Source organism: Nocardia sp. NPDC059228 (assembly GCF_042754245.1).
In the GTDB taxonomy this organism is placed as follows: domain Bacteria; phylum Actinomycetota; class Actinomycetes; order Mycobacteriales; family Mycobacteriaceae; genus Nocardia.
The window spans coordinates 88,838-114,098 of record NZ_JBHZAL010000007.1 but is presented as its reverse complement, the minus strand read 5'-3'; the positions used below and the strand labels follow the sequence as shown (position 1 = coordinate 114,098).

At 67.9% G+C, this 25,261-nt stretch carries 25 protein-coding genes; 13 read left to right on the top strand and 12 right to left on the bottom strand.

The window, feature by feature from the left end; all coding sequences use genetic code 11:
- The first annotated feature begins 72 nt into the window (after positions 1 to 72).
- Positions 73 to 519 carry an OB-fold domain-containing protein gene (locus ACFXKA_RS14335; RefSeq protein WP_354838229.1) on the top strand — a complete coding sequence of 149 codons (447 nt, stop codon included), beginning with the start codon at positions 73 to 75 and terminating at the stop codon, positions 517 to 519.
- Complete coding sequence (locus ACFXKA_RS14330; RefSeq protein WP_364615718.1) at positions 512 to 1,714, top strand: lipid-transfer protein; 1,203 nt, start codon at positions 512 to 514, stop codon at positions 1,712 to 1,714. The genes ACFXKA_RS14335 and ACFXKA_RS14330 overlap by 8 nt, the downstream gene beginning before the upstream one ends.
- 745 nt (positions 1,715 to 2,459) lie before the next feature.
- On the opposite strand, the gene ACFXKA_RS14325 is transcribed toward ACFXKA_RS14330, so the two are convergent.
- Positions 2,460 to 3,047, bottom strand: a complete 588-nt coding sequence (locus tag ACFXKA_RS14325) for a TetR/AcrR family transcriptional regulator (RefSeq protein ID WP_379427539.1) — start codon at positions 3,045 to 3,047, stop codon at positions 2,460 to 2,462.
- Between the two features lie 113 nt (positions 3,048 to 3,160).
- Here ACFXKA_RS14325 and ACFXKA_RS14320 point away from each other — a divergent pair, with 113 nt between their 5' ends.
- Both ACFXKA_RS14320 and ACFXKA_RS14315 read left to right on the top strand, forming a co-directional pair.
- Positions 3,161 to 4,240, top strand: coding sequence for a Gfo/Idh/MocA family protein (locus ACFXKA_RS14320; protein WP_379427538.1), 1,080 nt, complete (start codon positions 3,161 to 3,163; stop codon positions 4,238 to 4,240).
- A gap of 75 nt (positions 4,241 to 4,315) precedes the next feature.
- Positions 4,316 to 4,732, top strand: a complete 417-nt coding sequence (locus ACFXKA_RS14315) for a VOC family protein (protein WP_354838241.1) — start codon at positions 4,316 to 4,318, stop codon at positions 4,730 to 4,732.
- Positions 4,733 to 4,771: 39 nt separating this feature from the next.
- Here ACFXKA_RS14315 and ACFXKA_RS14310 read toward each other — a convergent pair whose 3' ends face one another.
- Positions 4,772 to 5,383, bottom strand: a complete 612-nt coding sequence (locus tag ACFXKA_RS14310; RefSeq protein WP_379427537.1) for a hypothetical protein — start codon at positions 5,381 to 5,383, stop codon at positions 4,772 to 4,774.
- 366 nt (positions 5,384 to 5,749) lie between these two features.
- On the opposite strand from ACFXKA_RS14310, the gene ACFXKA_RS14305 reads away from it, so the two are divergent.
- The 3 genes from ACFXKA_RS14305 to ACFXKA_RS14295 all read left to right on the top strand — a co-directional run bounded on the left by ACFXKA_RS14305 (position 5,750) and on the right by ACFXKA_RS14295 (position 8,514).
- A complete protein-coding gene (locus tag ACFXKA_RS14305) occupies positions 5,750 to 5,992 on the top strand; it encodes a hypothetical protein (protein WP_354838247.1) in 243 nt (80 codons plus the stop codon).
- A 111-nt stretch (positions 5,993 to 6,103) separates the two neighbouring features.
- Positions 6,104 to 6,916 carry a DUF4253 domain-containing protein gene (locus ACFXKA_RS14300; RefSeq protein WP_379427536.1) on the top strand — a complete coding sequence of 271 codons (813 nt, stop codon included), beginning with the start codon at positions 6,104 to 6,106 and terminating at the stop codon, positions 6,914 to 6,916.
- A 116-nt stretch (positions 6,917 to 7,032) separates the two neighbouring features.
- Positions 7,033 to 8,514 (top strand): glyceraldehyde-3-phosphate dehydrogenase, encoded by a 1,482-nt coding sequence (locus tag ACFXKA_RS14295; RefSeq protein ID WP_379427535.1) that lies wholly within the window; start codon positions 7,033 to 7,035, stop codon positions 8,512 to 8,514.
- Between the two features lie 65 nt (positions 8,515 to 8,579).
- On the opposite strand, the gene ACFXKA_RS14290 is transcribed toward ACFXKA_RS14295, so the two are convergent.
- Positions 8,580 to 9,290 (bottom strand): hypothetical protein, encoded by a 711-nt coding sequence (locus ACFXKA_RS14290; protein ID WP_379427534.1) that lies wholly within the window; start codon positions 9,288 to 9,290, stop codon positions 8,580 to 8,582.
- A 238-nt stretch (positions 9,291 to 9,528) separates the two neighbouring features.
- Positions 9,529 to 10,467: a cutinase family protein gene (locus tag ACFXKA_RS14285; protein WP_379427533.1), complete on the bottom strand. Its 939-nt coding sequence runs from the start codon at positions 10,465 to 10,467 to the stop codon at positions 9,529 to 9,531.
- 453 nt (positions 10,468 to 10,920) lie between these two features.
- On the opposite strand from ACFXKA_RS14285, the gene ACFXKA_RS14280 reads away from it, so the two are divergent.
- Positions 10,921 to 11,703, top strand: coding sequence for a helix-turn-helix domain-containing protein (locus ACFXKA_RS14280; RefSeq protein WP_379427532.1), 783 nt, complete (start codon positions 10,921 to 10,923; stop codon positions 11,701 to 11,703).
- Positions 11,704 to 11,716: 13 nt separating this feature from the next.
- Here ACFXKA_RS14280 and ACFXKA_RS14275 read toward each other — a convergent pair whose 3' ends face one another.
- Positions 11,717 to 12,202, bottom strand: coding sequence for a nitroreductase family deazaflavin-dependent oxidoreductase (locus tag ACFXKA_RS14275; RefSeq protein ID WP_379427531.1), 486 nt, complete (start codon positions 12,200 to 12,202; stop codon positions 11,717 to 11,719).
- A gap of 106 nt (positions 12,203 to 12,308) precedes the next feature.
- Here ACFXKA_RS14275 and ACFXKA_RS14270 point away from each other — a divergent pair, with 106 nt between their 5' ends.
- The 3 genes from ACFXKA_RS14270 to ACFXKA_RS14260 all read left to right on the top strand — a co-directional run bounded on the left by ACFXKA_RS14270 (position 12,309) and on the right by ACFXKA_RS14260 (position 15,766).
- A complete protein-coding gene (locus ACFXKA_RS14270) occupies positions 12,309 to 12,914 on the top strand; it encodes a TetR/AcrR family transcriptional regulator (RefSeq protein WP_354838518.1) in 606 nt (201 codons plus the stop codon).
- A gap of 537 nt (positions 12,915 to 13,451) precedes the next feature.
- The gene (locus tag ACFXKA_RS14265; RefSeq protein WP_379427530.1) at positions 13,452 to 14,009 is read left to right on the top strand and encodes a TetR/AcrR family transcriptional regulator; all 558 of its coding nucleotides are present in this window, start codon (positions 13,452 to 13,454) and stop codon (positions 14,007 to 14,009) included.
- A gap of 71 nt (positions 14,010 to 14,080) precedes the next feature.
- Complete coding sequence (locus tag ACFXKA_RS14260) at positions 14,081 to 15,766, top strand: alpha/beta fold hydrolase (protein WP_379427529.1); 1,686 nt, start codon at positions 14,081 to 14,083, stop codon at positions 15,764 to 15,766.
- A gap of 24 nt (positions 15,767 to 15,790) precedes the next feature.
- Here the strand turns inward: ACFXKA_RS14260 and ACFXKA_RS14255 are convergent, their stop codons facing one another.
- Positions 15,791 to 16,522, bottom strand: coding sequence for a hypothetical protein (locus tag ACFXKA_RS14255; protein WP_354838273.1), 732 nt, complete (start codon positions 16,520 to 16,522; stop codon positions 15,791 to 15,793).
- Positions 16,523 to 16,628: 106 nt separating this feature from the next.
- A complete protein-coding gene (locus ACFXKA_RS14250; protein WP_354838276.1) occupies positions 16,629 to 17,405 on the bottom strand; it encodes a C1 family peptidase in 777 nt (258 codons plus the stop codon).
- 272 nt (positions 17,406 to 17,677) lie between these two features.
- Between ACFXKA_RS14250 and ACFXKA_RS14245 the strand changes: the two genes are divergently transcribed.
- Together ACFXKA_RS14245 and gndA are read left to right on the top strand one after the other, a co-directional pair.
- A complete protein-coding gene (locus tag ACFXKA_RS14245) occupies positions 17,678 to 18,622 on the top strand; it encodes a LysR family transcriptional regulator (protein ID WP_379427528.1) in 945 nt (314 codons plus the stop codon).
- Between the two features lie 144 nt (positions 18,623 to 18,766).
- Positions 18,767 to 20,209: an NADP-dependent phosphogluconate dehydrogenase gene (gene gndA / locus ACFXKA_RS14240; RefSeq protein ID WP_354838282.1), complete on the top strand. Its 1,443-nt coding sequence runs from the start codon at positions 18,767 to 18,769 to the stop codon at positions 20,207 to 20,209.
- An 83-nt stretch (positions 20,210 to 20,292) separates the two neighbouring features.
- Here gndA and ACFXKA_RS14235 read toward each other — a convergent pair whose 3' ends face one another.
- From ACFXKA_RS14235 to ACFXKA_RS14215, 5 genes are all read right to left on the bottom strand, one after another.
- Complete coding sequence (locus ACFXKA_RS14235) at positions 20,293 to 21,030, bottom strand: helix-turn-helix domain-containing protein (protein ID WP_379427527.1); 738 nt, start codon at positions 21,028 to 21,030, stop codon at positions 20,293 to 20,295.
- Between the two features lie 242 nt (positions 21,031 to 21,272).
- Positions 21,273 to 22,907 carry a CocE/NonD family hydrolase gene (locus tag ACFXKA_RS14230; protein ID WP_379427526.1) on the bottom strand — a complete coding sequence of 545 codons (1,635 nt, stop codon included), beginning with the start codon at positions 22,905 to 22,907 and terminating at the stop codon, positions 21,273 to 21,275.
- 688 nt (positions 22,908 to 23,595) lie between these two features.
- A complete protein-coding gene (locus ACFXKA_RS14225) occupies positions 23,596 to 24,228 on the bottom strand; it encodes a TetR/AcrR family transcriptional regulator (RefSeq protein ID WP_379427525.1) in 633 nt (210 codons plus the stop codon).
- Positions 24,229 to 24,370: 142 nt separating this feature from the next.
- Positions 24,371 to 24,544 (bottom strand): hypothetical protein, encoded by a 174-nt coding sequence (locus ACFXKA_RS14220; RefSeq protein ID WP_354838293.1) that lies wholly within the window; start codon positions 24,542 to 24,544, stop codon positions 24,371 to 24,373.
- Between the two features lie 141 nt (positions 24,545 to 24,685).
- A complete protein-coding gene (locus ACFXKA_RS14215) occupies positions 24,686 to 25,201 on the bottom strand; it encodes a gamma carbonic anhydrase family protein (RefSeq protein WP_379427524.1) in 516 nt (171 codons plus the stop codon).
- Positions 25,202 to 25,261: the final 60 nt, after the last annotated feature.

Below are 25,261 nucleotides of genomic sequence, written 5' to 3'. Positions count from 1 at the left end.
GTACCTCCGGGCGCGGATTCGCGGAGTGGAATTCGGCCCCAAAGTAGAACGTGTTCCTATACCGTCGGGGTTGTGCAGAAAGAACAACGCCCCGCTGTGGCTGACTGGTTCACTGCGGACGACGGTGTGGTGCGGCTCAAGGGGAGCCGGTGCAAGGATTGCGGCACACCGTATTTCCCGCGGAACACGCTGGCCTGTCGCAACCCGCGCTGTGCCGGTGCGAAGGACGGCTCCGAGCTGGCCGAATACCTGTTTTCCACGCGTGGCCGGATCTGGTCGTACGCGGACGCCCGGTACAAGCCGCCCGCGCCCTATGTCTCGGCCGATCCGTTCGAGCCGTACGTCGTTGCGGCGGTGGAGCTCGAGGTCGAGCAGATGGTGATTCTCGGACAGGTGGTGCGCGGGTTCACCGTGGACGATCTGGCCGTGGGCATGCCGGTGGAATTGGCCGTGGGCACGCTGTACGAGGACGACGAGGCAGAGCACACGGTGTGGATGTGGAGGCCGGTCAATGACTGACACGAACGATCGGGACATCGCCGTCCTCGGCGCGGGCATGCACCCGTGGGGCAAGTGGGGGCGGAACTTCGTCGAGTACGGGCTGGTCGCGGCGCGTGCGGCGCTGGCCGATGCCGGGGTCGACCACCTCGATGTCGGGTACATCGCCGGCGCGGACACCATCCGCAACGGGTACCCCGGCTTCGTCGCGGGCGCGACTTTCGCTCAGGCGCTGGGCTGGTCGGGTGCGCGGATCTCGAGCAGTTACGCCGCCTGCGCCTCGGGTGCGCAGGCCATTGCCAATGCGCGTGCGCAGATCCTGGCCGGATTGACCGATGTGGCGCTGGTGATCGGCGCCGACACCACCCCGAAGGGCTTCTTCCAGCCGGTCGGCGGTGAACGCCGCGATGATCCCGACTGGCTGCGCTTCCACCTGCTCGGCGCGACCAACCCGATCTACTTCGCGCTCTACGCCCGCCGCCGGATGGCGCTGCACGGTGCCACGCTCGAGGATTTCGCCGCGGTCAAGGTGAAGAACGCCCGCCACGGCCTGAACAACCCGTATGCCCGGTATCGCAAGGAGGTGGCGGCCGAGGAGGTCGCGGCCTCGGCGATCGTGTCGGATCCCCTACGGCTGCTCGACATTTGCGCGACCAGTGACGGTGGCGCCGCGCTGGTGCTGACGTCGATGGACTACGCGCGCCGGCACGGCATCGCCGACCCGGTCCGCATCCGGGCGCTGTCGACGGTCACGCCGACGTTCCCGAAGACCGTCATCGATCTGCCGGATTTCGCCACCGATTCCGCGGTGGCCGTCGAGGCCCCGCCGCACGCGTTCCGCTCCGCCATCGCGCAGGCCGCGTACGAGGAGGCCGGGCTCGGGCCGGACGAGCTGTCGTTCGCGGAGGTCTACGACCTGTCCACCGCGCTGGAGCTGGACTGGTACGAGGACATCGGGCTCTGCGAGACGGGCGGCGCTGAGGCGCTGTTGCGCAGCGGCGCAACCACATTGGGCGGACGTGTCCCGGTGAACCCCAGTGGCGGCCTGGCCTGTTTCGGTGAGGCCATCCCCGCACAGGCCATCGCTCAGATCTGCGAGCTCACCTGGCAGTTGCGCGGCCAGGCCGACGGTCGCCAGGTGGAGAACGCGCGCGCGGGTATCGCGGTGAACCAGGGTCTCTTCGGTCACGGCTCGGCGATCATCGCCACTCGCTGACCTCGGAGGCGCCCGAGTCCACTCGTCGCACCGACGCTGAACCGGCAGGTACCGCACGGTATCTGCCGGTTTCTCGTTCGATGGTCGCCGCTTGGGTCGTGATGTGTGCGTCCATTGCTGGCAACCGATGCCGAGCGCGCTGTCGAGGACCGCGACGGTGTGCAGGTTCTCGCGGTGCAGCTGGAACAGCATCTCCCGGCACCTCCCGGACGGGGGCATCAACCGGTGGTCGTTGCTGACGGTTGCGAGGGCGGTGATCTGGGAGGTGCCGGACTTGAGCATTGTCCCCCGCCTCCGCAAGCCGCCCACAGACAATCATGATCACCTCCCCGCGGAGTGTCATCGATCGCGGCCGGGATGCGCTGTTGCCGAAGGATATTCGGCAACGGCAAGACTCCACCTGCGAGCATCCGACATCACACGAAGTCCGCAATGCGAATATCCTGGGCCGCAGTGGGTCTCGCCGCCAGATACGTCGCGCCGGCCGCCTCGGACCACGCGGGTCGCGACATAGGCGGATGCCTGGCGGCACGCGTGCGAAGGAGTGGGAGGGCGTCAATTGACGGCGCCCATCCCGGGGGCGATGCCCGCAGCTCTATCGCTCGCGTGCCGTGACTCTCGGGCCGGCACCTGGCCTTCAGCGTGTGTGATTCCCTCGGCCGCGCCGGATCTGGTCGAGCCCGACAACACATCGCAAGTTGCTCGGCTGAAACATTGTGGGGCGCGGAACTTTCGACGGGACGGTCTAGGTGGATTCGTCCATCAGTGCGCGCAGTGCCGAGTCGGCGATCTGTCGCAGCTGGTCGTGGCCGCGCCCGGCTGCGGCCTGGACGGCGATGCCGTCGGAGATCGTGTGGACGAGTGCGGCCAGGGCGGCCGGTTCGTGGCTCGACGGTAGGTCGGTGGCCTGCTCGAGCCGCCTGCGCAGCGCGGCCTCGCCGGCCTTTCGTGCTTTGGTGGCTTCCTGGCGTACCGCGTGTGCGTCGGGTCCTGAGGCTTGAACGGTCTTGACGCACAGGCAACCCGAGGGTGTGTTCTTGCCTGCGGTCAGGTCGACGGCCCCGTGGATCAGTTGTTCGACCACCTCGCGGCCGGTGGGCGCGTCCAGCGCGTCGGCGGCGTAGGCGCCGGGGCCGTCGAGGTAGCGGGCGAGAACCTTGCCGAACAGTTCTTCCTTGTTGCCGAAGGTGGCATAGAGGCTGGGCTTGTTGATGCCCATCGCGGCGGTCAGATCGGCCAGCGAGGTGCCCTCGTAACCGTTCCGCCAGAACACGTCCAGCGCGCGGTCGAGTGCGGTGTCTGCGTCGAATGCGCGTGGGCGTCCGCCGGGCATGCCGTTCTCCGTGCTCTCTCCCGTGTTTTTTACCTATCGGTACATTACCGCTTGCGCGTGCGTGCCGCGCCACTTAGTTTCTTACCGAAAGGTACATAACTAAGGAGTGGCACATGATCCGAGTCGGAGTTGTGGGGGCCAGCGGGTGGGCGGACAGCTCACACCTACCCGCGCTCGCAGCGCTCGAGGAGTTCGATGTGACTGCGGTCGCGACCACCAACCAGGCCAGCGCGGACCGGGCGGCTGCCGCCCACGGCGCACGGCACGCCTTCGCCGACGCACGTGAACTCGCCGCGCACCCCGAGGTCGACCTGGTCGTCGTCTCCGTGAAGACCCCCGGCCACGCCGCCGTGATCAGGGCGGCACTCGCCGCGGGCAAGCACGTTGTGTCCGAGTGGCCATTGGGCGTCGACGCCGATGAAGCGCGCGAGTTGACCGAGGCCGCCACCGCCGCGGGCGTCGTTCATGCGGTCGTGCTGCAGGGCCACCATTCCCCGAGTGCCCGCTTCGCCGCAGGCCTGTTGGCAGACGGCCGGATCGGCACACTCGAATCGGTCGCGCTGGTGGCGGAAGGGGCTCCCTTCGGCGGCAGTCGAATTTGGCCGAATCTCGTTTTCAGCCTTGATCCTTCGACGGGAACCAACATCCTGACCATCATGGCCGGTCATTTCCTGGCCGCACTCGAACGGGTCGCGGGCCCGCTGACCGAGGTCAACGCACGACTCCCTCGCACGCACGACCGTGTTCTCATCGCGGGGACGGATCGGACCGTACCCAACGCCACGCCCAGCCACGTCCTGCTACACGGACTGTTGGCCGGCGGCGCCACCGCCTCCGTCGTCGTGCACGGCGGCAACGGGCCCGCCCGAGAAGGGTTCCACCTCGAGCTCGTTGGCAGTGACGCCACGTTGACCGCCACCCCAGCCCAGCCCGGGACATTCATCCACTGGGGCGACTGGAACATCCGGATCGACGACGAAGCCTTGCCCGTGCCCGACGCCTATCGCACCGTCCCCGGAAGCGTCCGGTCCGGCCCACCGGCCAACATCGCGGCCCTCTACCAGGAAGTCGCCCGAGCCATAGCCGAAGCCCGCCAACCACATCCCAGCTTCGAGTCAGCCCTGCGCCACCACCGGCTCCTCGCCGCCATCGAACAGTCCGCGGCCGATGGAATCGTCCGGCACATCTCGTAGCCGACACGCCGTTCGAGTACTTCCGCTGGCGCATTTCACGCGAACGCCCGGCTGGGGAGGCCCTAGGCTCACGGAGTGCATCTGGAGCTGATCACGATCATCGTCGACGAGTACGACTCCGCCATCGAGTTCTTCGTTGAGACACTCGGTTTCGATCTGATCGAGGATTCCCCGTCGCTCACCAATGATGGACGTCCCAAACGGTGGGTCGTCGTTCGCCCGCCCGCCGCGACTACCGGGATCCTGCTTGCGCAAGCGGACGGGGACAGGCAGCGCGGTGCTGTCGGAGATCAGGTCGCTGGGCGAGTCGGGTTCTTTCTCCGGGTCGTCGACTTCGCGGGGACATATCGCCGGATGGTCGGTGCCGGTGTGAAGTTCGTGACCGAGCCCCGCACCGAACCCTACGGTCGGGTTGCCGTCTTCCTCGACATCTCCGGAAACCGGTGGGACCTGCTCGGGCCACCCGAACCCGACCGCGCGGGCCGCGGCTGAGCAGGTGACTATCCGGTGCCGCAGGGATGGCGGACCGCGTCAGGGGAGGACGTTCGGGATCAGCTGCGGGGCCTGCTCGGCCACCCAGGATCCGATGAAAGAGCCTGCGTAGTAGCCGATGTAGGTGCCCGCCACGCCGCCGATGATGCCGCCGCCGATCGCACCGATGGGCAGGGCCGCGCCGGCGGTGAGGGCGGTGGCGAGGGCGCTGCCCGCGGCGCCGCCGAGGATCGCGCCGGAGATGCCGCCGAGGATCTGGCCCGCTGTCTGGCCGATATAGGTGCCGTTCTCGATGGGGCTCGCGATCGGAGCCGCCGTGGCGATCGGGGCGGCGGACGGAATGGGCTGGGGTGCAACGGGTTCGAGGGTATCGGCGGCCGGCGCGGAGGCGGCGGCGTCGGGGACGAAGGCCACCAGCGTGGACGGCTGGGTGGCGGCGGCGAGCGCGATCGGTTCGGCGACCGGGCTGTCGGTCGCCACGTCCGCGACGTTGTTGACCATCGCGGTGGGCTCGATGACCCGAGGTGTGGCGGGCTCGGCCGCGGCCGTCCCCATTCCGGCGACGCCGACCGCGGCGGGGACGACCACGGCTACCGGAAGTCCGCGCAGCACTCTGCTGGGCTTGTTCACCGCACGATGCCGACCTGCCATGTCCATCCGCCTTTCCACGCGTCTGCTGTCACACCCCCATCGTCGGCGGCCGGCGCGGCACAACACGAATGTGACCGGCTTCCCAAAATGCGCTGCCGGCTATGGGTATTCGCCGAGGGCAACGACTCCGCGTCAGGGGCGTGCCGCCGGAACCACGGTCTTCACGTTTCGGAATCGCAGGGCACGCGCCTCGGCGATCTATTCGCAAATCAGTGTTATCCACGCGAGCCGATCGAGCGTCGGGCGAGGTCGGCGTACCAAACGGTCCAAAACGCTCATCTGAATTACCAATATTTCATATGCTCTGGCGCGCGGAGCAGGGGAAGACTGCACCTGCTTCGCGACGTGGATAAGAGGAACAGCTTCATGAAACGAACCATTCTTGTGAGTGCGGTGGCCTGCGCTCTGTTCGGAGCGGGCATCGGGACGGCCGCGGCGGACGGGCTTCCGCTGACGGATGTCGACATCACGCCGGGCTCGGCAGCCGATCTGGGCAATGCCGTCGGCGCCGGGTCGGTCGATGTCGGTAGTGCGGCGGCGGGGCTCGGCAGCGCCTTCGGCGGCGGCTACGCGGGCGGGGTGCTCAGCAGCCTCTCCGCACAGCGCTGAGGCGCCCGGCGCAGCGGCGAATCGGTAGCGGGCGGTCGTCGTCGCGGCGACCGCCTCCGGCCCGGAACCCGGCAGCGGCGGATTGTCGGTCCGGGCTGATTGGATCCGGGGGTGCTGAATTCGATTGGTGTACCGCCGTTCCGGGCGGATGGGGATGCTGCCGACGCGGTTGCCATGCTGGTCGGGGAGGAGGACCCGACCGGGTTGCTGGCCGCGCTGGGCGTGCAGGTCCCGCCGCTGACTCCCGCGGGTAGAACGGTTGCGGGCCGGGCGATCTGGGTGGGAGAGGTCGAAACGGGGTACCCGGCGGCCGATGCGTGGGAGCGGGTGCGCGGCGCGTATTCACGGACCGGGCTGTGGCCGGTGCTCATCGAGGAACGCACGCTCGAGGGGCTCGAGAATTTCGATCCGGACGACCGGGGTATCGAGCTCGCCGAACCGGATGGCCGGGCCTGGCTGGAGCGGGCCTGGGCGCAGGTGGTCACCGAGGGCGTCGACTCGATTCCACGGAGCCCGCGCGTGCTGACCGCCGCGGATCTGGATCACGACGGATTCGGCTGGGCCGACGCCTGGGCCGTTCTCGACGACGACACCGAGTATCTGGCGCTCGTCCCGGCGCCGCAGCCGTGGCTGGTGCCGCACCTGCTGAACTGGTGGGGAGCCTGCAACTACGACCTCGACGGCAGCGATCACGCCGCGATGCTGCGCCGCTGGGCGGGGCACTGGGGTGCGGAGCTGATGGGGATGGGGCTGGGCACCATCGCGCTGCGGGTGGGCAATCCGCCGCAGAATGATGAAGAGGCGCTTGCTGTTTCGCTCGAACGGTTCCTGTACTGCTCGGATCAGGTGCATCAGGGCGTGGGGACGCTGGACGAACTGAAGCCGCACGCGGCCGCGCCACTGTGGTGGTTCTGGTGGGACTGACCTCGCGGGCCTCCGGCGCGACCTGGATCTCACATGCGGGTAGCCGCGGTTTGTGATACCGCGGGGCTGGATAGCATCGGTGCACGTACGCATCGAGGCAACCCCGAGGATTTGTGTTGACTACCGACCATCTTGACCGCTGGAACGCTCACGAGGCTGCGGCGGAGGCGATGATTCCGATTATCGGCAGGCTGTATCGCGACAAGGGGGTGACGATCCTCCTGCACAGCCGGTCGCTGGTGAACAAATCGGTGATCAGCATCCTGCGGACGCACCGGTTCGCGCGGCAGATCGAGGGCGAGGAACTGTCGATCGACGAGACGCTGCCATTCCTCGAGGTGCTCAGCGAGCTGGATCTGGGACCGAGCAAGATCGACCTCGGCCGCCTGGTCCACGCCTACCGCGCCGACGATCGCGGGCTGCCGATTCCCGAGTTCACCGCGACGGTGCTGGCGGAGGTGCTCGACGGGAACAAGGCCGTGGCGCCTGGCCCGCGGGACGTGGTGCTGTACGGCTTCGGCCGGATCGGCCGCCTGGTGGCCCGGTTGCTCATCGAGAAGGCCGGCTCCGGAAACGGGCTGAACCTGCGGGCCGTGGTGGTGCGCAAGGGTGGCGAGGAGGACCTGGTCAAGCGCGCGTCGCTGCTGCGCCGGGACTCGGTGCACGGGCAGTTCAACGGCACCATCAAGGTCGATGCCGAGAACAACACGATCATCGCCAACGGCAACGTGATTCGGTTCATCTACAGCGACTCCCCGGCGCAGATCGACTACACCGAGTACGGGATCAACGACGCGATCCTGATCGACAACACCGGCAAGTGGCGCGACCGCGCGGGCCTCGAGCAGCACCTGCGTCCCGGTATCGCGAAGGTCGTGCTGACCGCGCCCGGCAAGGGCGACGTGCCGAACATCGTGCACGGCGTCAACCACCGCGACCAGGACGTGTCGCAGCAGATCTTCTCCTGCGCCTCCTGCACCACGAACGCGATCGTGCCGCCGCTGAAGGCGATGGACGACGAGTTCGGCATCGTGCGCGGGCATGTGGAGACGGTGCACTCGTTCACCAACGACCAGAACCTGCTGGACAACTTCCACAAGTCGGATCGCCGTGGCCGGTCCGCGCCGTTCAACCTGGTGCTGACCGAGACCGGCGCGCAGTCGGCGGTGAAGAAGGCCATGCCGGACTTCCAGGCCAAGATCACCGGCAGCTCGATTCGCGTTCCCACGCCGGATGTTTCGGTCGCGATCCTGAACCTGCAGCTGAAGCGGGAGACCACGAAGACCGAGGTGCTCGAGTACCTGCGGCAGGTGTCGCTGTCGGGTCCGCTGAGCCGCAATCTCGATTTCACCGCGGCCACCGATGTGGTGTCGAGTGACTTCATCGGGTCGCGGGCGGCGTCGATCGTGGACGCCAATGCCGCCATCGTGGATGGTGACACCGCGATCCTCTACCTCTGGTACGACAACGAATTCGGCTATTCGTGCCAGGTCGTGCGGACGGTGCAGTACATCTCGGGCATCGAGTATCCGACGTACCCGCGGCTGGGCGAGCAGGACCTCGCCGAGGGTGTGCCCGCTGTGGCCGCGGCGGTGTAATTCCCGGTTGACCATGTGAACGGGGCCGGGCAGTCACACTGCCCGGCCCCGTTCATATGTCGGGTCTAGCTGGATTTGACCGGCTGCCAGCACACCACGCGAGCGGGTTGCGGCGTGACGGTCGCCCCGGCGGGGATGGCGCACTGGTTGGGGTCGGTGGTGCCGTCGAAGCGGCCGCCGATCTGGACCGTGACGCCGGGCCCGGCCTTGCCGGCACAGTCGACCGGCGTGATCTGGTTGACATCGGCCTGCATCGAATAGCAGTCGCCCACCTTGACATTCGGGGCGAAGCACAGCGAGTGGTTGCCGTCGGTCAGCACGAAGTAGCCCGCGTCCCGGAGTTTGCCGTCCGGGCAGGTGGCGCCATTGGTGACCGAGGCGGCCAGTTCGTAGACGGCGGTGTGGTCGTCACACGGGGTGGCGTGGATCTTGCCGATCTGGGCGCCGCGGTAGTCGCTGGCGGTCACGCAGTTGCCCACGGCGAGTTCGGGATCGTGGCTGGCGGTCGTGCTGGTGCCCTTGGTGACGGTGGCGAGGATGCCGAGCGCCAGGATCAGCACGCCCGCGACGGCGACGACGGTGCCGGTGTGTTTGGGCAGCCCGGCCTCGTCGGCCGCGTCGGCCGCGGGCCGCTTCGACCGATTGCGCAGGACGAGGCCCACCACCAGCAGGGCCACGCCGGCCGCCGGGATCAGCAGGGTGCCGGCGGAGACGCCGGAGGAGTCGGCCGAGTCGGCCGCAAGGATCGCGGTCGACCCGATTTGACCAATGAACACTGTCTTTCAATTCCTTCCGGTCCGCTGACGGACACGGGCAGGAAGGTACCCCGAGTCGAGGGCCGGTCGGGCTGTTTTGAAATGAACTCGTTCCGGAAATTTGCGGACGCGCCGGGCTACGAGTTGCAGTCGTGCTTGCGTAGGCCGCCCGCCGGACGAACTCGATGGGGGCGTGACGACACGGGCCGCGTCACCCGGTAGGTCGGGGTGACGCGGCCCGTGTGTGGGTTTCGTGTCGTCAGGGCTTCTGGTCGGCGGTGTCGGCGAGCCAGTTGTGGAGCCAGATGGTGGCCGTGGTGCCGTCGGCGTCGACGACATAGTGCGGGTAGGACTGGTGGACGCCGGAGGCCAGGAAATCCTGGACCTGGCGGAGCCACTGCTCGCTCGCGGGGTCGTCGGCCGGGGCGGACAGAATGGCGGCGCCGCCCTGCCAGAGGGCCTCGTTCAGGATGGATTGCAGGGTCATCGCGTAACTCGGGATCTGGACCGGATCCTGCGATGTCAGCTGCGTGAGCAGGCCGGCCGAGCGCCCGGCCAGATCGTCGTTGGGGACCGAGCAGTAGAGATCGCCCGCGGCGCAGAAGGTGCGGACCTTCGGGCTGAGCCAGCCGAACCCGCCGGCGCGCGCGCCGCCCGCGCCGGTGCCGGGGACCTGCGGGCCGATCAGCGCATCGGTGGGGGAGCGGCGCGGGTCGGAGATCAGCCCGACCGCGGCCACCCGATCGGGCGGGACCACTCCCAGCCCGGTGCCGATCTCCGCGGCCAGGTCGCCCGCGGCGTCGGCGCCCTGGCTGTAGCCGATGAGCGCGAAACGCGTTGCGGCGCAGCGTGCCGCGGTCCCGGCGACCAGCGCCCGCGCGGCATTCACGGCGTCGCGTTTGGAGCTGCCGTAGACCTCGCCGTCCCAGGGGAAGGCGGTGGCGGGATAACTGACGTAGTCGGTGTGCACCGTGCTGGGCAGCCCGCGGGTGACCTGCGAGAGCATGCCCTGCTTCGGGTTCTCGACGGAGGTCTCCCAGGTGCCGGGGACGGCTATGACAGACAGGCCCGGGCAGTCGGCGGGCGCGGCCTGCCCGCTGGGCGCGCCGGTGACCGCCAGGATTCCGGTCGCGGCCGCCACGACGGCCGCGAGCGCGCCGCCGGCCACCCGGAATGTTCGCAGTGCTCGAAAGGACAAGGCCCACACCCTTTGTTCGAATCGTTCGGACGACTTTTCCACCGCAGGGTCGTGCTCGGTGCAACATACCAAAGGAACTGGTTTGCCCAGCCGCTGATCGCGCGGGAAACGCCGGTAACCGGACGGATCGGATATCCCGGACTTGCCTTCGGGGAAGCGCGGTTCGGCGTTGTTCCATCCGAATTCGATTGCGCCGTACCGAGTTCGATGACGGCAATCCCCTGGAATTGCGGAGACCGGCCGCACTGATATCGAAACCCTGTCGGTGTGACACGTCGATCTCGAAATGCCGTGGGTTTGCCGATTCGTGCCTTGCCCGCTGCGGATTGCCGGTGTTGTTGCGGGACACGACGGTGGAAATTGTGGCAGCATTCCGTGCTGGGCGTTGCCCCGGCCGCGATCTCGGAGTGTTGTCCGACGATACGGCGGGGGCGGGAAGGAAGCCGGGCGGCTATGACGGGCCGTGTAGGAAGTATCGACGAGAGGCAGGCGCTCGCGCTTCCCTCGTTCGGCGAACTGCTGCGCCGGTTGCGCGACGATCGGGGCGTTTCCCGGGAACGCCTGGCATTCGCGGCCGGAGTGAGCGCCAGCTATATCACGCAGCTGGAGAAGGGCGGGAAAGCCAAGCCGACCCGGGCGGTGGTCGACGCGTTGGTGCGGTGCCTGGAGTCGTGGAATCCATTGTCGGCCACGGAGCTTCGTTATCTGCACGATCTGGCGGGACTGGACATCGGTGGCCATCCGACGGTCGCGGAGCTGCGGAAGTCGATCGATGCCGACGTCCTGCGGGTGCTCGCGATGCATCGGCCGAACCTGGCCGCGCTCTACGACACCCGCGGGAATGTGCTGGCCGGGAACGAAGAGTGGGCGCAGGCGTTTCCCGGATTGCGCGAAGCCGGGAATCTCTACCGGTGGATGTTCGCCGATCCCATGGCCCGGGAGGTGATGGCCGATTGGGAATCCGATGTCCGCCAGTCGGTCGGCTGGCTGCGCGGGACCGCGGGGTCGGCCGCGGATCCCGGCGGATTTGCCGGGATCCTGCGGGAGCTCGGCGCCTTTCCGGATTTCCGGCGATTCTGGGCCGCGGGCGATGTAGGTTTCGCGCCGCCCGTGCACACCATGCGGCTGCGCGATCGGAGCACGGGCGCGGTGCGGAGCTTCCGGGTGCAGATCGGCGTGCTGAACACCGAGCTCTATCCGGGCCACATCGTCGCTTTGGTCGCGCTGGCCGTCTGAGGCGGCGCGGCGACTAGCCGGCCGGCCGCAGGATCACGACCGGAATCTCCCGTTCGGTCCAGGCCTGATAGGTGTCGAAGTCGGCGTACGCCTCGACGAGCCGGGGCCACAGCCGGGCGCGCCGTTGCGGATCGGCGGTGACGGCGTGCACCGGGAACCGGTCGGCGCGGATCTGGATGTGGGTGTCCGGATCGGCGCACAGATTGCGGTACCACTGCGGGTGTTCGGGGAGCCCGCCCTGCGAGGCCACCACGATGGTGTCGGGCCCGTCGGTGATGTAGAGCAGCGGGACGGTGTAGACGGCGCCCGTCTTGCGCCCGCGGTGTTCGAGCAGCAGGGTCGGCACCGGTTTGCGGAAACCCGCTCCGATGCGCCACTTTCCGCCGATACGGCCGCCGGTGCGCCGGTAGATCCAGACCTGGGCCCGGCCGACACGCTTGAAGATCTTGGGCAGGACGGGGGAGTCGAGCTGCGGGGGCCGGGGCGGGGTGGTGGTCATGGGCTTCCTTTCGCGTCCACTGACCATACAGTCATGGCCATGTGTATGGTCAAGGCCGGACGGTAACCTCGGCCAGGACAATCGCGAGCGAAGGGATGGCGATCCGGTGCGCACGCATGGATGGTCGGGGGCGGCGCCGGCCGATGACACGGAGGCCGTCGAGCGCATCGTGACCGCCGCGCGGCGGGCCATCGATCGTTCCGGTGCCGAGTTCAGCATTGCCGAGGTGGCCCGCGATCTCGGTGTCACACGTCAGACGGTGTATCGCTACTTCCCCAGTGCCGAAGCACTTTTGACGGCCACCGCCCTGGCGCAGACGGAACATTTCCTGGATGTGCTGGCGGAGCGGCTCGGGGATATCCGCGATCCGGCGACCGCCGTGGTGGAGGGTATCGCCTATACGCTCGAGCGCCTGCCGGAGGAGAAATACCTCGGCCTGCTGTTGCGATCCGGGCGGGCCGGCGCTTTCTCGGCCGGCGTAACCTCCGATACCGCACGGTCTTTCGGGCGTTCGATACTGGAACGTTTCTCGGTGGATTGGGCCGCGGCCGGAATCTCCGGCGCCGATCTGGACGAACTCGTCGAGCACATGCTGCGGATCGTGCAGTCCTTCATCATCGATCCGGGCCGACCACCGCGGCGGGGCAAGGAGATTCGCAGCTATCTCTCGAGATGGGTTGCGCCCGCGCTGGTCTCACGTGAGGTCACCTGAATCGCCGCATGCGAAGCCCCGCGCACCATTCCTGACGTGCGTGAAGCCGTAATTGTGCGACCAATGGTATGCGGGATGGGAAACCCCGGGGCCTAGCCTGCCCCGGGGTTTCGGTGTCCGCCCATTTGCGGCACGCCGACACGTTTAAGAACGGGTTGAGTCTGAAGTTAACGTGACGCTCTGCGATTGAGCTACGGCCCATTGGTGGCTGAGCCGGCGGGAGTTGAACCCGCAACCTTCACGCTGACAATCCGTTCCCTCGATTCGGCGTTCGGCGGCGAATGCTGAAACTGGAGCGAGAGTGTGAGTTTGAGGGCGCGGTGCCTCTGCCAATTGGGCTATCCCGCCGTGGATGGCGGGAGGAGGATTCGAACCTCCACTGGGCCGCTGTGCCCGTCACAGGGAACTTCGGTTTCAGCTTGCGCTCCTTGCGCACCGCCGACTGTAGACGGCGCCGCGGCGGTCGGCCAAGCGATTATCCGGATCGCCGAGCGGGCGGGGTTGACAGGAATATGTAGACCGGTCTAGTTTTTCCGCATGGGTCAGAAGGGTGCCGAGACGCGAGACCGGCTGCTGGACGCTACGCAGGAGCTGGTCGAGGCCGGAGGGTACTTCGGCGCGGGGCTCAACCAGGTGATCGCGCTCAGTGGTGCGCCGCGCGGTTCGCTGTACTTCCACTTCCCCGGCGGTAAGGACCAGCTGGTGGGGGAGTCCGTGCGACGGGCCGGCGCGGTGATCGGCGATTCCCTTGGTGCGCTTGCCGATTCCGAGTTGCCGGTGGCCGACTTCGTCGACCTGGTGCTACAGCAACTGGGCGACAGGCTGGAAACGTCGGAGTGGCGGAAGGGGTGTCCGGTCGCCACCGTGGCGCTCGAGACGGCCGCCGCCAATGACTCGATGCAGCAGGCGTGCTCGGAGGTCTACTCCTCGTGGGAGGAGACCCTGCGTGCGCGGCTGGCCGGGCAGCCCGGGGCCGACGACCTCGCCACCGCGATCCTCGCCCTGATCGAGGGTGCGCTGCTGCTGGCCAGGACGCATCGCAGCAGGGAGCCGCTGGATCGGGTCGGCAGGCAGATCGCCGTCTGGCTGCGGTGAATGCGGGCCGGCGTGATCGCCGGCTCTCTTTTTGTCTCGAAAATATATAGACCGGTCTATTAGGAGTGGACATGGATGCAATCGTCTTCGGCGCAACCGGATTCATCGGCCGTTCGCTGGTCGCCGAGTTGCTCGGCAGGGGGCAACGGGTGGCGGCGGCGGTGCGGAACGACACCCTCACCCCGTGGCTCGTCGCGAAGGGGGTCGACATCGGTGGGCTGACGGTCGTCACCGCCGACATCACCGCACCGCTCGAGGGGTTGCCCGAGGTGCGCGACGTGTACAACGCCGCGGCGCGGTACGCGTTCGGGCTCGACGTACGAGAGGCGCGGGCTACCAATGTGATCGGGGCGATCAACGTGCTCGACTGGGCCGCGACCCTGCCCGGGCTGCGGCGGGTGGTGCACGTGAGCGGGTACCGGGTGAGCGCGCCGGACGGCGAGCCCGACTACGCCCGGCTGGGGGCGTACGAGGCATCGAAATTCGAGGGCGATCTCGCGGTGCGGAACCGGGCACGCGAGCGCGGCGTGCCGCTGACCATTGCCAACCCGAGCACTGTGATCGGGCCGGGGCAGTATCTCGGGCTGGCCGGTCTGGTCCGCGATCTGTGGGAGGGGCGGCTGCCCGCGGTCCCGGGCGGTCCGGAGGTTTTCGTGCCGATCGTCACCATCGACTACTTCGTTCGTTTCTTGGCGTCTATCCCCGAATCTCCTGCGGGCGAACACTATTGGGTGCTCGACGACGCCACGCCGCGACTGCCCGAACTAGTGCGGAGGGTCGCCGACCAGATGGGGGTGCGGGCGCCGCGGCGCAGCGTTCCCGTCGGTCTGCTCCGGCGCCTGCCGCGCAGGATCACCGGAGCCGATCCCGAGACGCTGTCCTTCCTCTCGACCGAGCGTTATCCGACGGCTTCCGCTCGATCCTTCGCCGCCGCAACGGGTCTGGAGATGCCCTCCGCGGACGATGCGCTGCGGACGTGGGCCGACGACCTGGTCGCCGAGCGCTTCGGCGCCGCGTCGCCCTGGGTGCGCCCCTACGGTTTCCATACCGTGGCGGGCAGCCGGACGTGGATCGCCGGAGACAGGCACACCCCCGATCACGTGCTGCTGCACGGGCTTCCGATGAATGCCGATCTGTGGGCTCCGCTCGCCGCTCGGCTGCACGGTTCGGTCCTCGCGCCTGACCTGCCGGGTCTGGGCCGCTCGGCCGCCTCCGGCCAGCCGGTGGAGGCGTGGCTGGGGGAGGTGCTGAGCCAGGTCCGGACGCGGCCGGTGCTCGTCGCGCACTCGCTGGCGTGTGGGCCCGCACTGCGCTATGCCGTCGAGCATCCGGACCGCATCAGCAGGCTTGTTCTGATCTCCCCGCCGTTCCTGCAGGCCCCCGGTCCGAAATCGGCCCGCTCACCGCTGGCGGCGTCGGTCCTGCGGCGCATGTCCACCGACCGGCTCGCCGAGATGTTGGGGATTCCCCCTGGTCCCGAGATCGACAGTGCCGCAGCGGATTTGCGCCGACCGGGAGTCGCGCGGCGGGTAGTCGAGGCATTGCGGACCGTGCACGCCGAGCGGGCGCGGTCCCGCGAACTGCTGGACCGGGTGAGTGTCCCGGTCGAGATCATCGTCGGGTCGGCCGATCCGCTGGTCGTGCCCGTCGGCCATCCGGTCACCGAACTGCCCGGCGCCGGACACTATCCGCAGCTCACCCACCCGGCCCAGCTTGCCGGCCATCTCGAACCGGTCCCCGGCCCGCTCCGCCGGTGACTGCGGCCGTGGACGGCGCGGGGATCAGCCGAACAGATATCCGAAGATCTCACCGCCCAGCTTGCGCTGGGTGATCTCGGCATTGTTGGCCTCCTCGCGCGCGAACTTGACTGCGTGCTGGAGCTTTTCGACGCGCTCGGTGAGTTCGTTGACGCGCTTGGCGGGCAGCGCGCCGGAGAACCTGATGGTGCGCCAGTAGCCGACCACCACATCCTCGTGATACACCTCGACCTGCGCCGGATGCTTCTCCGTCGCTTCGGCTTTCACGTGGTTGCGCGGAATCTTCTTGGTGCGCACCGTCTGTACCGGCTCGGTGGCGTAGCAGTCCGCGGCGGCATCGTATTCCCACGACTCCGCGGCATCCAGCACCGGCAGTTTGCGGACGAAGGTGTGCAGGTCCACCAGCTGCTTCTCCAGGAACAGCAGGTAGGTGATGGGCGCGCCCTGCACCAGGGTGCGGCCGTCCACCACCACATCGGCGGTGGCGGTGCAGTTCGCCCAGTCCTTGGTGGCCACCACGTCGAACAGTTTGGTCAGGATCTCCGCCGTGGTCTGCAGGACCTCCTCGGATCTCACCTGGACGCGCGTCGACTCGGGCGGCAGCTGCTCGCCCTCCTCGTCCTTGGGACGGTAGGTGCGCGAAATACCGCTCAGCAGCGGGTTCTTGGCCAGCTTGTGATGAGCCTCGGTGAGGTCGGAGAAGGTCCGGGACTTGATCCCTTTCTCGACGGCGACAATCTGATTCAAACGTGTCATTCCGGCACTGTATCGGTGCGCACGCGGCAGCGACCACCGGTTTTCGGCGGTCGCTGCCATGGGTATCCGGCTTGGCGGACAAGCGGTTTCGGCTTGTCCGTGGCGGTTAGCCGGTGACGGTGCGGATGGTCCAGAGGTCGGACGCGTTGACCGAGAGCATGTACGCGTAGGGCAGGGTGCCGTATCCGTTCCGGCCCCAGGCGGTGCCCCAGGAATTGCGGATCCGGAATACCGACCTGGAATCGTCGTATCCGACCGCGACCACGCAATGTCCGCCCACCACCTGTTCATTGGCGGCGGGCAGGGGGATGTCGCCGGTCTTGTCGACCTCCGGGCTGAAGATGCTCTCGTAGACGGTGAAGCCGAAGACGAACGGATATCCGTCGGCCAGGCACCCCTGCATCTGGGAGAGCGTGCGCGCCACCCGGGAATACTGGATGGCCCGATGCTCGGCCGCATCGGTGAAGCACTTCTGCGGCGGTTCGGTCGCGAATTCCGAAATATCATAGGGCCATTCGGATTCCGGGCAGGCGCCCACGGTGGCCACGCTCTTGATGCCGTCGCGGATCATCGCGCCCGCGTCCTGACCGACCGTGCCCTCCATGACGCGCTCGTTGTAGTAGATGAACAGCCGGGACGGCACGGATACGTCGGCCAGTTGCTCTTTCATGGCGTCGAACTGCAGTGCCCCCGCAATGCCGTTGCCAGTGCAGGAGCCGAGCTTGCCCTGGTCGTAGACGGGGGCGAACTTCGAGGTCAGATCCACGGACGGCGGTAATTGGGCGATCGTCGCGGCCGGCGCGGCGTAGAGGTGATCGCGCTGGTCGGGCAGGTCCGGAATCCAGCCGAGCCCTTTGTTCTGCTTGATGCTGATTGCTTTCATGACGGGCGGTCCTTCGATGGAAACGGTGAATCCGCCCGGCGGGGCGAGTTCTGATGCCCTCCAGTGCAGCCCGGGCCGCCGCGATCGGAAACCAGCGAAGTCCGAAAACATCTTCACTCGAACTGATCGCGGTATGCCCCCGAAAATCGGGTAGCCCACCACTCGTTACCCGGACGTCCGTGCGAGCGATATTCGATGGGCACGAGAAGGAGAAACTGCCGACGGCAACCGGTCATCGACCACCGGTGCCGAACGGTGCGAGGGGGTCGGTCGTGGAGCTGCGGCAACTGCGTTACTTCGTGACGCTGTCGGAGGAACTGCACTTCGGGCGCGCCGCGGCGCGCGAGCACATCGTCCAGTCCGCGCTGAGTCAGCAGATTCAGCGGCTGGAACGCGAACTACGGGTCCCGCTGGTGGAGCGCAGCACCCACCATGTGCGCCTCACCGCCGCGGGCACGCTGCTGCTGGGCGAGGCCCGGCTGATCCTCAGCCACGTCGACCGGGCCGCGGCCGCGGCGCGCACCATGACCGGGACCGATGCCGTCCTGCGGGTTGCGCAGGGGGACGCCAGTTTCGACACCATGCCGGTGGTGCTGGCCGCGGTCCGGCATCATCATCCGGAACTGGTCGAGGTGCATCAGGTCGAGGCCGGGGTGCCCGAGCAGTGCCGGTTGCTCGCCCAGGGGCGGCTCGATGTCGGCATCGGGCGCGCGTCACAGCTGCCGGACGGGGTGGCGTCGGAGGTCATCCGGTTGGATCGGCTGGGTGTGCTGGTCGCCGCGGAGCATCCCTGGGCGCACCGGCACGCGGTGCCGCTCACCGAACTGGCCGGGGAGACGCTGGTGTTCGCCGACGAATCCCGCGCGCCGGAATTCAACGAGTACATCCGGGAGCTGTGCCGCACAGCGGGATTCGCGGCCACGCCCTACCCGGGCACGGTGCACAGCGTGCTGGGCGCGGGCCGGCTGGTCCGCGACGGTCACGCGCTGGTGTGCGTGCCGCGGTCCTGTGCGCCGCTGCCGGGCCTGCGCTGGATCGCGATCGCCGAGCCCGCCTACTATCCGTGGTCGCTGCTGTGGCGCGCGAACGGCGAGACCGAGGCCGTGCGCGCCCTCCGCTGCTGTGCGCGGGTACTGGGCGAGCGGCTCGGCTGGACGTCCCGCCGCGAACCCGAGGCGGTCGCGATCGCACCCGTCACCGGCCGCCTGGCGGGCTGAGCCCGGCCACGTGGCCGGGGTCCCTCGGTGCGGCGGAGGCCGGACCGGGTAGAAAAGGTATGGCGTCGTGGAGCGCATCCGTCGATGCCGCCGCCGAGGAGACTTCGTGCGGTCATCACAATCTTCGAACGGAGAGGCTGTTTCATGGCGACCTCGGAAGCGCGCGCTCAGATCGGCGTGACCGGCCTGGCGGTCATGGGTAGCAATATCGCCCGCAACTTCGCACGGCACGGGTACACCGTGGCCCTGCACAACCGCAGCATCGGCAAGACCGACGCACTGCTCGAGGCGCACGGCGGCGAGGGTGATTTCGTGCGCACCGAGACCGTCGAGGAGTTCGTGGCCGCGCTGGAGAAGCCGCGTCGCGTGCTCATCATGGTCAAGGCCGGTGACGCCACCGACGCCGTGATCGAGGAGCTGGCCGCGGCCATGGAGCCCGGCGACATCATCATCGACGGTGGCAACGCCCTCTACACCGACACCATCCGCCGCGAGGCGGCCATGAAGGCGCGCGGCCTGAACTTCGTCGGCGCGGGCATCTCCGGCGGCGAGGAGGGCGCGCTGAACGGGCCCGCCATCATGCCGGGCGGCCCGAAGGAGTCCTACGAGTCGCTGGGTCCGCTGCTGGAATCCATTGCGGCGCAGGTCGACGGCACCCCCTGCTGCACCCACATCGGCCCCGACGGGTCCGGCCACTTCGTGAAGATGGTGCACAACGGCATCGAATACGCCGACATGCAGCTCATCGGCGAGGCCTACAACCTGTTCCGGGACGCGCTGGGCTTCGATGCCAAGCAGATCGCGGACGTGTTCACCCAGTGGAACTCCGGTGAGCTGGAGAGCTACCTGGTGGAGATCACCGCCGAGGTGCTGAACCAGGTCGATGCCAAGACCGGCAAGCCGCTCGTCGACGTGATCGTGGACGCCGCGGAGCAGAAGGGCACCGGCCGCTGGACGGTCAAGTCCGCCCTCGATCTGGGCATCCCGGTGACGGGTATCGCCGAGGCCGTCTTCGCCCGCGCCCTGTCCGGCTCCCGCGCCCAGCGCGCCGCCGCCAAGGGCCTCGCCTCCGGCGCCCTCGGCGAAAAGCCCACGGATGTCGCCCAATTCACCGAGGACATCCGCCAGGCCCTCTACGCCTCCAAGATCGTCGCCTACGCTCAGGGCTTCGACCAGATCGCCGCGGGCTCCGCCGAATACGACTGGGACCTGCACCCCGGCGACCTGGCCACCATCTGGCGCGGCGGCTGCATCATCCGTGCCCGCTTCCTCAACCGCATCAAGGAGGCGTACGAAGCGGACCCGGCCCTGCCGAGCCTGATCCTCGCCCCGTACTTCCGCGAGGCCATCGAGAACGCCGTCGACAGCTGGCGTCGGGTCGTCGTGACCGCCACCCAGCTCGGCATCCCGGTCCCGGCCTTCGCCTCCTCGCTCTCCTACTACGACGCCCTGCGCGCCGAGCGTCTCCCGGCCGCTCTCACCCAGGGCCAGCGCGACTTCTTCGGCGCCCACACCTACGAGCGCATCGACGCCGAAGGCAAGTACCACACCCTGTGGAGCGGCGACCGCAGCGAAGTCCCCGCGTAATTTCCGGTAGGACAAGAAGTTCTACGAGCGGAGTTCGTGCCGGAGCGGCACGAACTCCGCTGCTGTTCCAGGATCGAATCGAATCAAAGTGGCAGGCACAGCAACAGGGTTATTCGGTCGGGGTACGTTTCGTTGTGGACCGGGCCGGCCTGGACGCTGTATTCGCGGATTTCGCCGGAGCCGGGGTTGCGGAGGCGTTGGGTGCGGACGGGTGGGGTGAAGTCGACGCGGCCCTCGGACCAGAAGCGGCGGAAGTCGGGGAAGCGGGCCAGGTCGGCGACGAAGGTGGTGAAGACGGGGTCGCCGGGGGCGCGGCCGACGGTCATGCGCAGCCATTGGACGTATTGGCGGGCTTCGGATTCCCAGTCCACCTCGATGACTTTCGCCTGTTCGCTGCCGAACATCCAGCGGAAGACATTGCCCTCCTCGCGGAGCCCGGGCAGGGCCGCGTTCCAGGAGTCGTTGGAGTCGAGGATGTTTCCGCACGGGTCCAGGTAGGCGGCGAGGGCCGGTTCCAACAGGGCCAGGGCGCGCTGCTGGTCCGGGGTGATGGCGGCGTGCAGTTCCTCCGGGTCGGCGGTTTCGGGTATGCGCAGCCCGGCCAGTTCGTTCAGATGCCGGCGGTCGGTGGGGGTCAGCGGGGACATCAGGTTCAGGCAGCGCATCAGGGAATCGACCACCGATCGCGTCGGGTTTCCCCGTTCGCCCTTCTCCAGGGCGGTGATGTAGCTGGCGCTCACGCCCGCCGTGTAGGCCAGGTGCTCGCGGGAGAAGCCGCGTTCGTCGCGCAGCCGCCGTAGCGCCTGGCCGAAGGTCGGCACCGCGATATCCTCAGCAAACCAACCGCTTTCCCCGTCTCCGGACACCGAAGACCGCCTTCCCAACACCCGCTCGTCGCCGTTCCCGCTCGCAGTCACCGACGAGCAACCCGATTACGGATGCTGCCACATGGGTGCGATGCCGAGGAACCGGTCGGAATATCCCGTTTGTGTTGGTTCCAGGCATTGTGACCGCGGTGCGGCCGTGCTATCGCCATGCAACGGCCGCCCGCGAGCCGGTCCGGTCAGGGCGCCATCGGGAGATCGATGTAGCAGGGCCCGTGATCGCTGGACAGGGTGATGACGCTCCCGGGTTCGGTCTCGTCACCGTAGAAGTGGTCGTTCGTGTCGACGATCAGTACGACCCGATGGCCGCCGGGGACCCGATAGTCGGTGGCCTGCAGGGGAACTCGTATGGTCGTGGTCTGCTCCGGGCCGCGGTTGGCGATGGTCGCCGCGGCATGGGTGATGATCCGCAGCGCCCCGGTCACCGGGTTGTGGTCGAACAGATACGTGATCAGCGTGGCCGTCGTGCTGGACGGGGTGACGGTCAGCGCGATCTCGGGAATGCCCGCGATGTGGCGGGGCCGGAGGAAGACCCGCGTGTGCCAGACCGCCGCCCGCGTGCGGTCCACCTCGGCCAGCGGCTGGCGGTTGGGCATCAGGAGGCGTTCGCGGAAGCCGTCCATCACCAGTTCGGTGGCCACCCGGACCTGTTCGGTTCCGGCCTGGAAGCTCTGGCTCATGTTCGCCGGCTGATCGGTGACCAGGGTGCCGTCGGGGGACGCGCCGGAGGGCGCGGCGAGATGGTAGCGGCGCACGGGATTCGACCACGCGGACAAGTCGTTCGACGAGGCCATCGTGAAGCTGTACATGGTCTCGGTGTGTACGACCCCGTCGCTGTCGATGCCGTTGTCGACACCGAGCAGATAGTGGTCGAACCAGTCGTAGGCCGCCTCGGTGGTCCGGGTGTACACGCCCAGCAACAAGCCGGGAATCTCCACCGCGCCATGGTCGCCGATCGCCAGATCCAGTCGCTTCGGCCCGGGGAAGCGGTCGAAGTAATCGATCAGCTGATTCTGCGGGAAGATGGTCTCGTGCCAGAAGCTGGTGAAGAACGTTGGCACCGGGCGAATCTGGTCGGCCGCGGCGGGGGAGCGGGGTCGCGCGTAGTCGAGCACCTTGTCGATATCCGTATTGGCCCGGAAGGATTCGAGCACTTTCTGCAGGTCCTCGCTGGGACGGTCGCTGATACCGGCGAGGGCTTCGGCGGCCATGATGTGCCGGGTTCCGTTGTCGTAGAGGGCCTTACCCAGATCCGCCCAGGTGCTCAGCGCGACCACGGCCTTGACCGCCGGGTGGGCATTGGCGACCAGCTGGCTGATGCCCGAGCCGTAGGAGATGCCCGCCATCCCGACCTTCTCCCGATCGGCGTGCAGCTCAGCGTGGTTCAACGCCCACTCGATCACCGCGCATCCGTCGGCCACGTCCTCGGGACCGGCGACGGTCAGCTCGCCCCCGGATCCGGGCAGCCCGCGCTCGGTGTAGGCGACCACGGCGTAACCGCGCAAGAGCAGCCGGACGACCGCGCCGGAGTACATCTTCCAGCCGGCCTTGTCGAGGCCCGCCGGCAGGACGATGAGCGGGTGCGGCCCCTCCGCGCGCGGCCAGGCGATGAGCGCGTCGAGCTCGACGCCGCCCGCACCGGGAATCTGCACCTGGCGGATGCCGCACCGGTTGCGCACGGCCGCGATGTCCTCGGCGAGGTATTCGGGCACTCCGGTGGCATTGCCGGTGAGCAGGTCGTCGACGACCGCGAGAACATCGGATTCCTGGTTCGGGGCCAAGAGGCGCAGTTGACCCGGGTGAGCTTGCGACATGACAAATCCCTTCGATCCTCGGTATTCCGAACAACTTTCGAGGGCAGCGTGCGATAGACCTCCCGGAGTGGAAATTCGGCCGGCTGCGAGTCGTCGCCGTGCAAACGGTCCAGGGAATTCGCGAATCATTCAGGGCTGGAAGGCCTTTGCCAATCCCGAATACCGTCGATGCTACGCCGGTCGCAGAGGTGCTGTGAACGATTCGGAAATCGTGAGTTCCATTGTGTACCAGTAGATTTGGAATAACGACTCGTCGGTATCGAGTGGTCCGTCGCCAGGCCGCGGGTTCGCGCCCGGCCTATCACACCGCAACCGGATAGTGAACTGTGAGGGTGCTGGGTATCGCCATGGAGTCCGCCCAGAGTTCGAGTTCGGGTCTCGTCCAGGGGTATTGAGCGGCAGTAACTTTCCATGCGTCTTCGAAGTACACAGTCGAAAGGTCATGAAATGGTTGCTCTGATCCTTGCCGCCGTCGGTCTCATGTCGGGCAGCGCGGTCGCCGCGGGCGCGGCGGGTAGTGCGGGCGCGTTCGCCGGAAATATCTAGGCCCGCGAGGATAGTCGGGCACAGAGAGCGTGCGGCCGACCGGATACGACCGCCGGAACCCCCTGCCCCGGGAACGGGGCAGGGGGTTCCGGCGTATCCGGGCTACAGGGCGACGGTGCGCGGCGTGAGTTTCCGGGGCGGGTCAGGCCGGCTGCACGCCGATCATGGGCAGCACGGTGCGGCGGGCGAACTCGCGTGCGGCCGTCTCGTCGGTCAGCGGGATCAGGCCGTCCGGGGTCAGCACCAGCGACTGGCCCAGGCGGGCAAGCACTTCCGCGACCAGGTCGGCATCGAAGGCGGCCACATCGGCGGACGCCTGCAGTACACGCAGTTTCTCGGCCAGGTAGGTGCGCCCGAGTGCGAGAATGGGCCCGGCCTCGGTGGTCAGGCGCGGCAGGATGGTGTCGGGCTCGGTGCGCAGCAGCCGTTGCAGCAGTTTGTTGCTCGCCAGCTGGGTGATGAACGCGACGAAGACCTCGACCAGCTGATCGTCTCCGGATTCGCCGGTGGCCGTGGCCTCCTGTACCCGCTTGTCGATCTCGGCGATGAACAGCTGCGCCTCGCGTACGCCCACCGCTTCGACCAGATCGTTCTTGGATTCGAAGCGCCGGTACAGGGTGGCCGGGCTGATGCCGGCGCGACGCGCGATCTCCCCCATGCTGGTTCGCTTGATCCCGAAGTCGAGGAATGCCGACAGCGCGCTCTCCAGCAGCTGTTCGCCTTCGGCCCGCGGCTTCTCCAGGATGCGTTGCAGGATGGTGGGCACGGACGGCATCGAGTCTCCAGTCGATCGGTTGGCGACCGCGACATTGCGGTGAACGGCCAAGGCGCGCAGTGGCGCACAGGTCGAGCCGCATTATCGCATCGCCGGAGGGTTGCGGTCGCAACCACGTCCGATCAGCGAACGCCGCGCCCGATCAGCGGACGTCGAGCGCGGCCATTTCGCTCTCTATCGCATTGGCGGCGAAATCGATGCCATTGGAACGCAGTTCGTGCACCCGGCGCTGGAGTGCCTCGATTCCCCCTGGCTGCGCGGCGATATCGGCCACGCTGATGCGCTGTCGGTGCATACCGTCGTGCTCGTACGACACCGTTGAAACCTCCTGCTAGCCCCGAGCGCGGACCCGGCTGGCGACGGCACAGCCCGGGCCGCCGGGAACGCTTCGAACGATGCTAACAGCGGCCTTTATGGTCACTTGTTCAGTGTGGGGATTCTCACATGCCCCCTTCAGTCACGCCTCTTGACCCTGGCGGTGCACGGCCGTGTTGTGCAGGTAGGCGGTCGCATTCAGGCGAATGTGATCACGCTCGGCCTCGCTCAGCTCCCGGCGCATCTTGCCCGGCACCCCCGCGACCAGCGAGCCCGGCGGAATCTGGGCGCCCTCGGGAACCAGCGCGTTGGCCGCGATCAGGCTGCCCGCCCCGATGACCGCGCCGTTCAGCACCGTCGCGCCCATGCCGATCAGCACATCGTCGCCGACCGTGCAGCCGTGCAGAATCGCGTTGTGCCCCACCGAGACTCCCTCGCCCACCGTGCACGGGAAGCCCGGATCGGCGTGCAGCACACAGCCGTCCTGAATATTGCTGCGCGCACCGACGGTGATCTGATCCATGTCACCGCGCAGCACCGCCGAATACCAGACGCTCACTTCGGCTTCCAGCCGTACCCGCCCGGCCACGGTGGCGTTCGCCGCGACCCACGCGCTCTCGTCGATCTGCGGCACGTGCTCACCCAGCTGAATCCTCATAGCCCCGAACTTAGCCCCCGCCGGGTGCCGGGCCGCCGTGGGGAGCCGCTGCGGCGGACT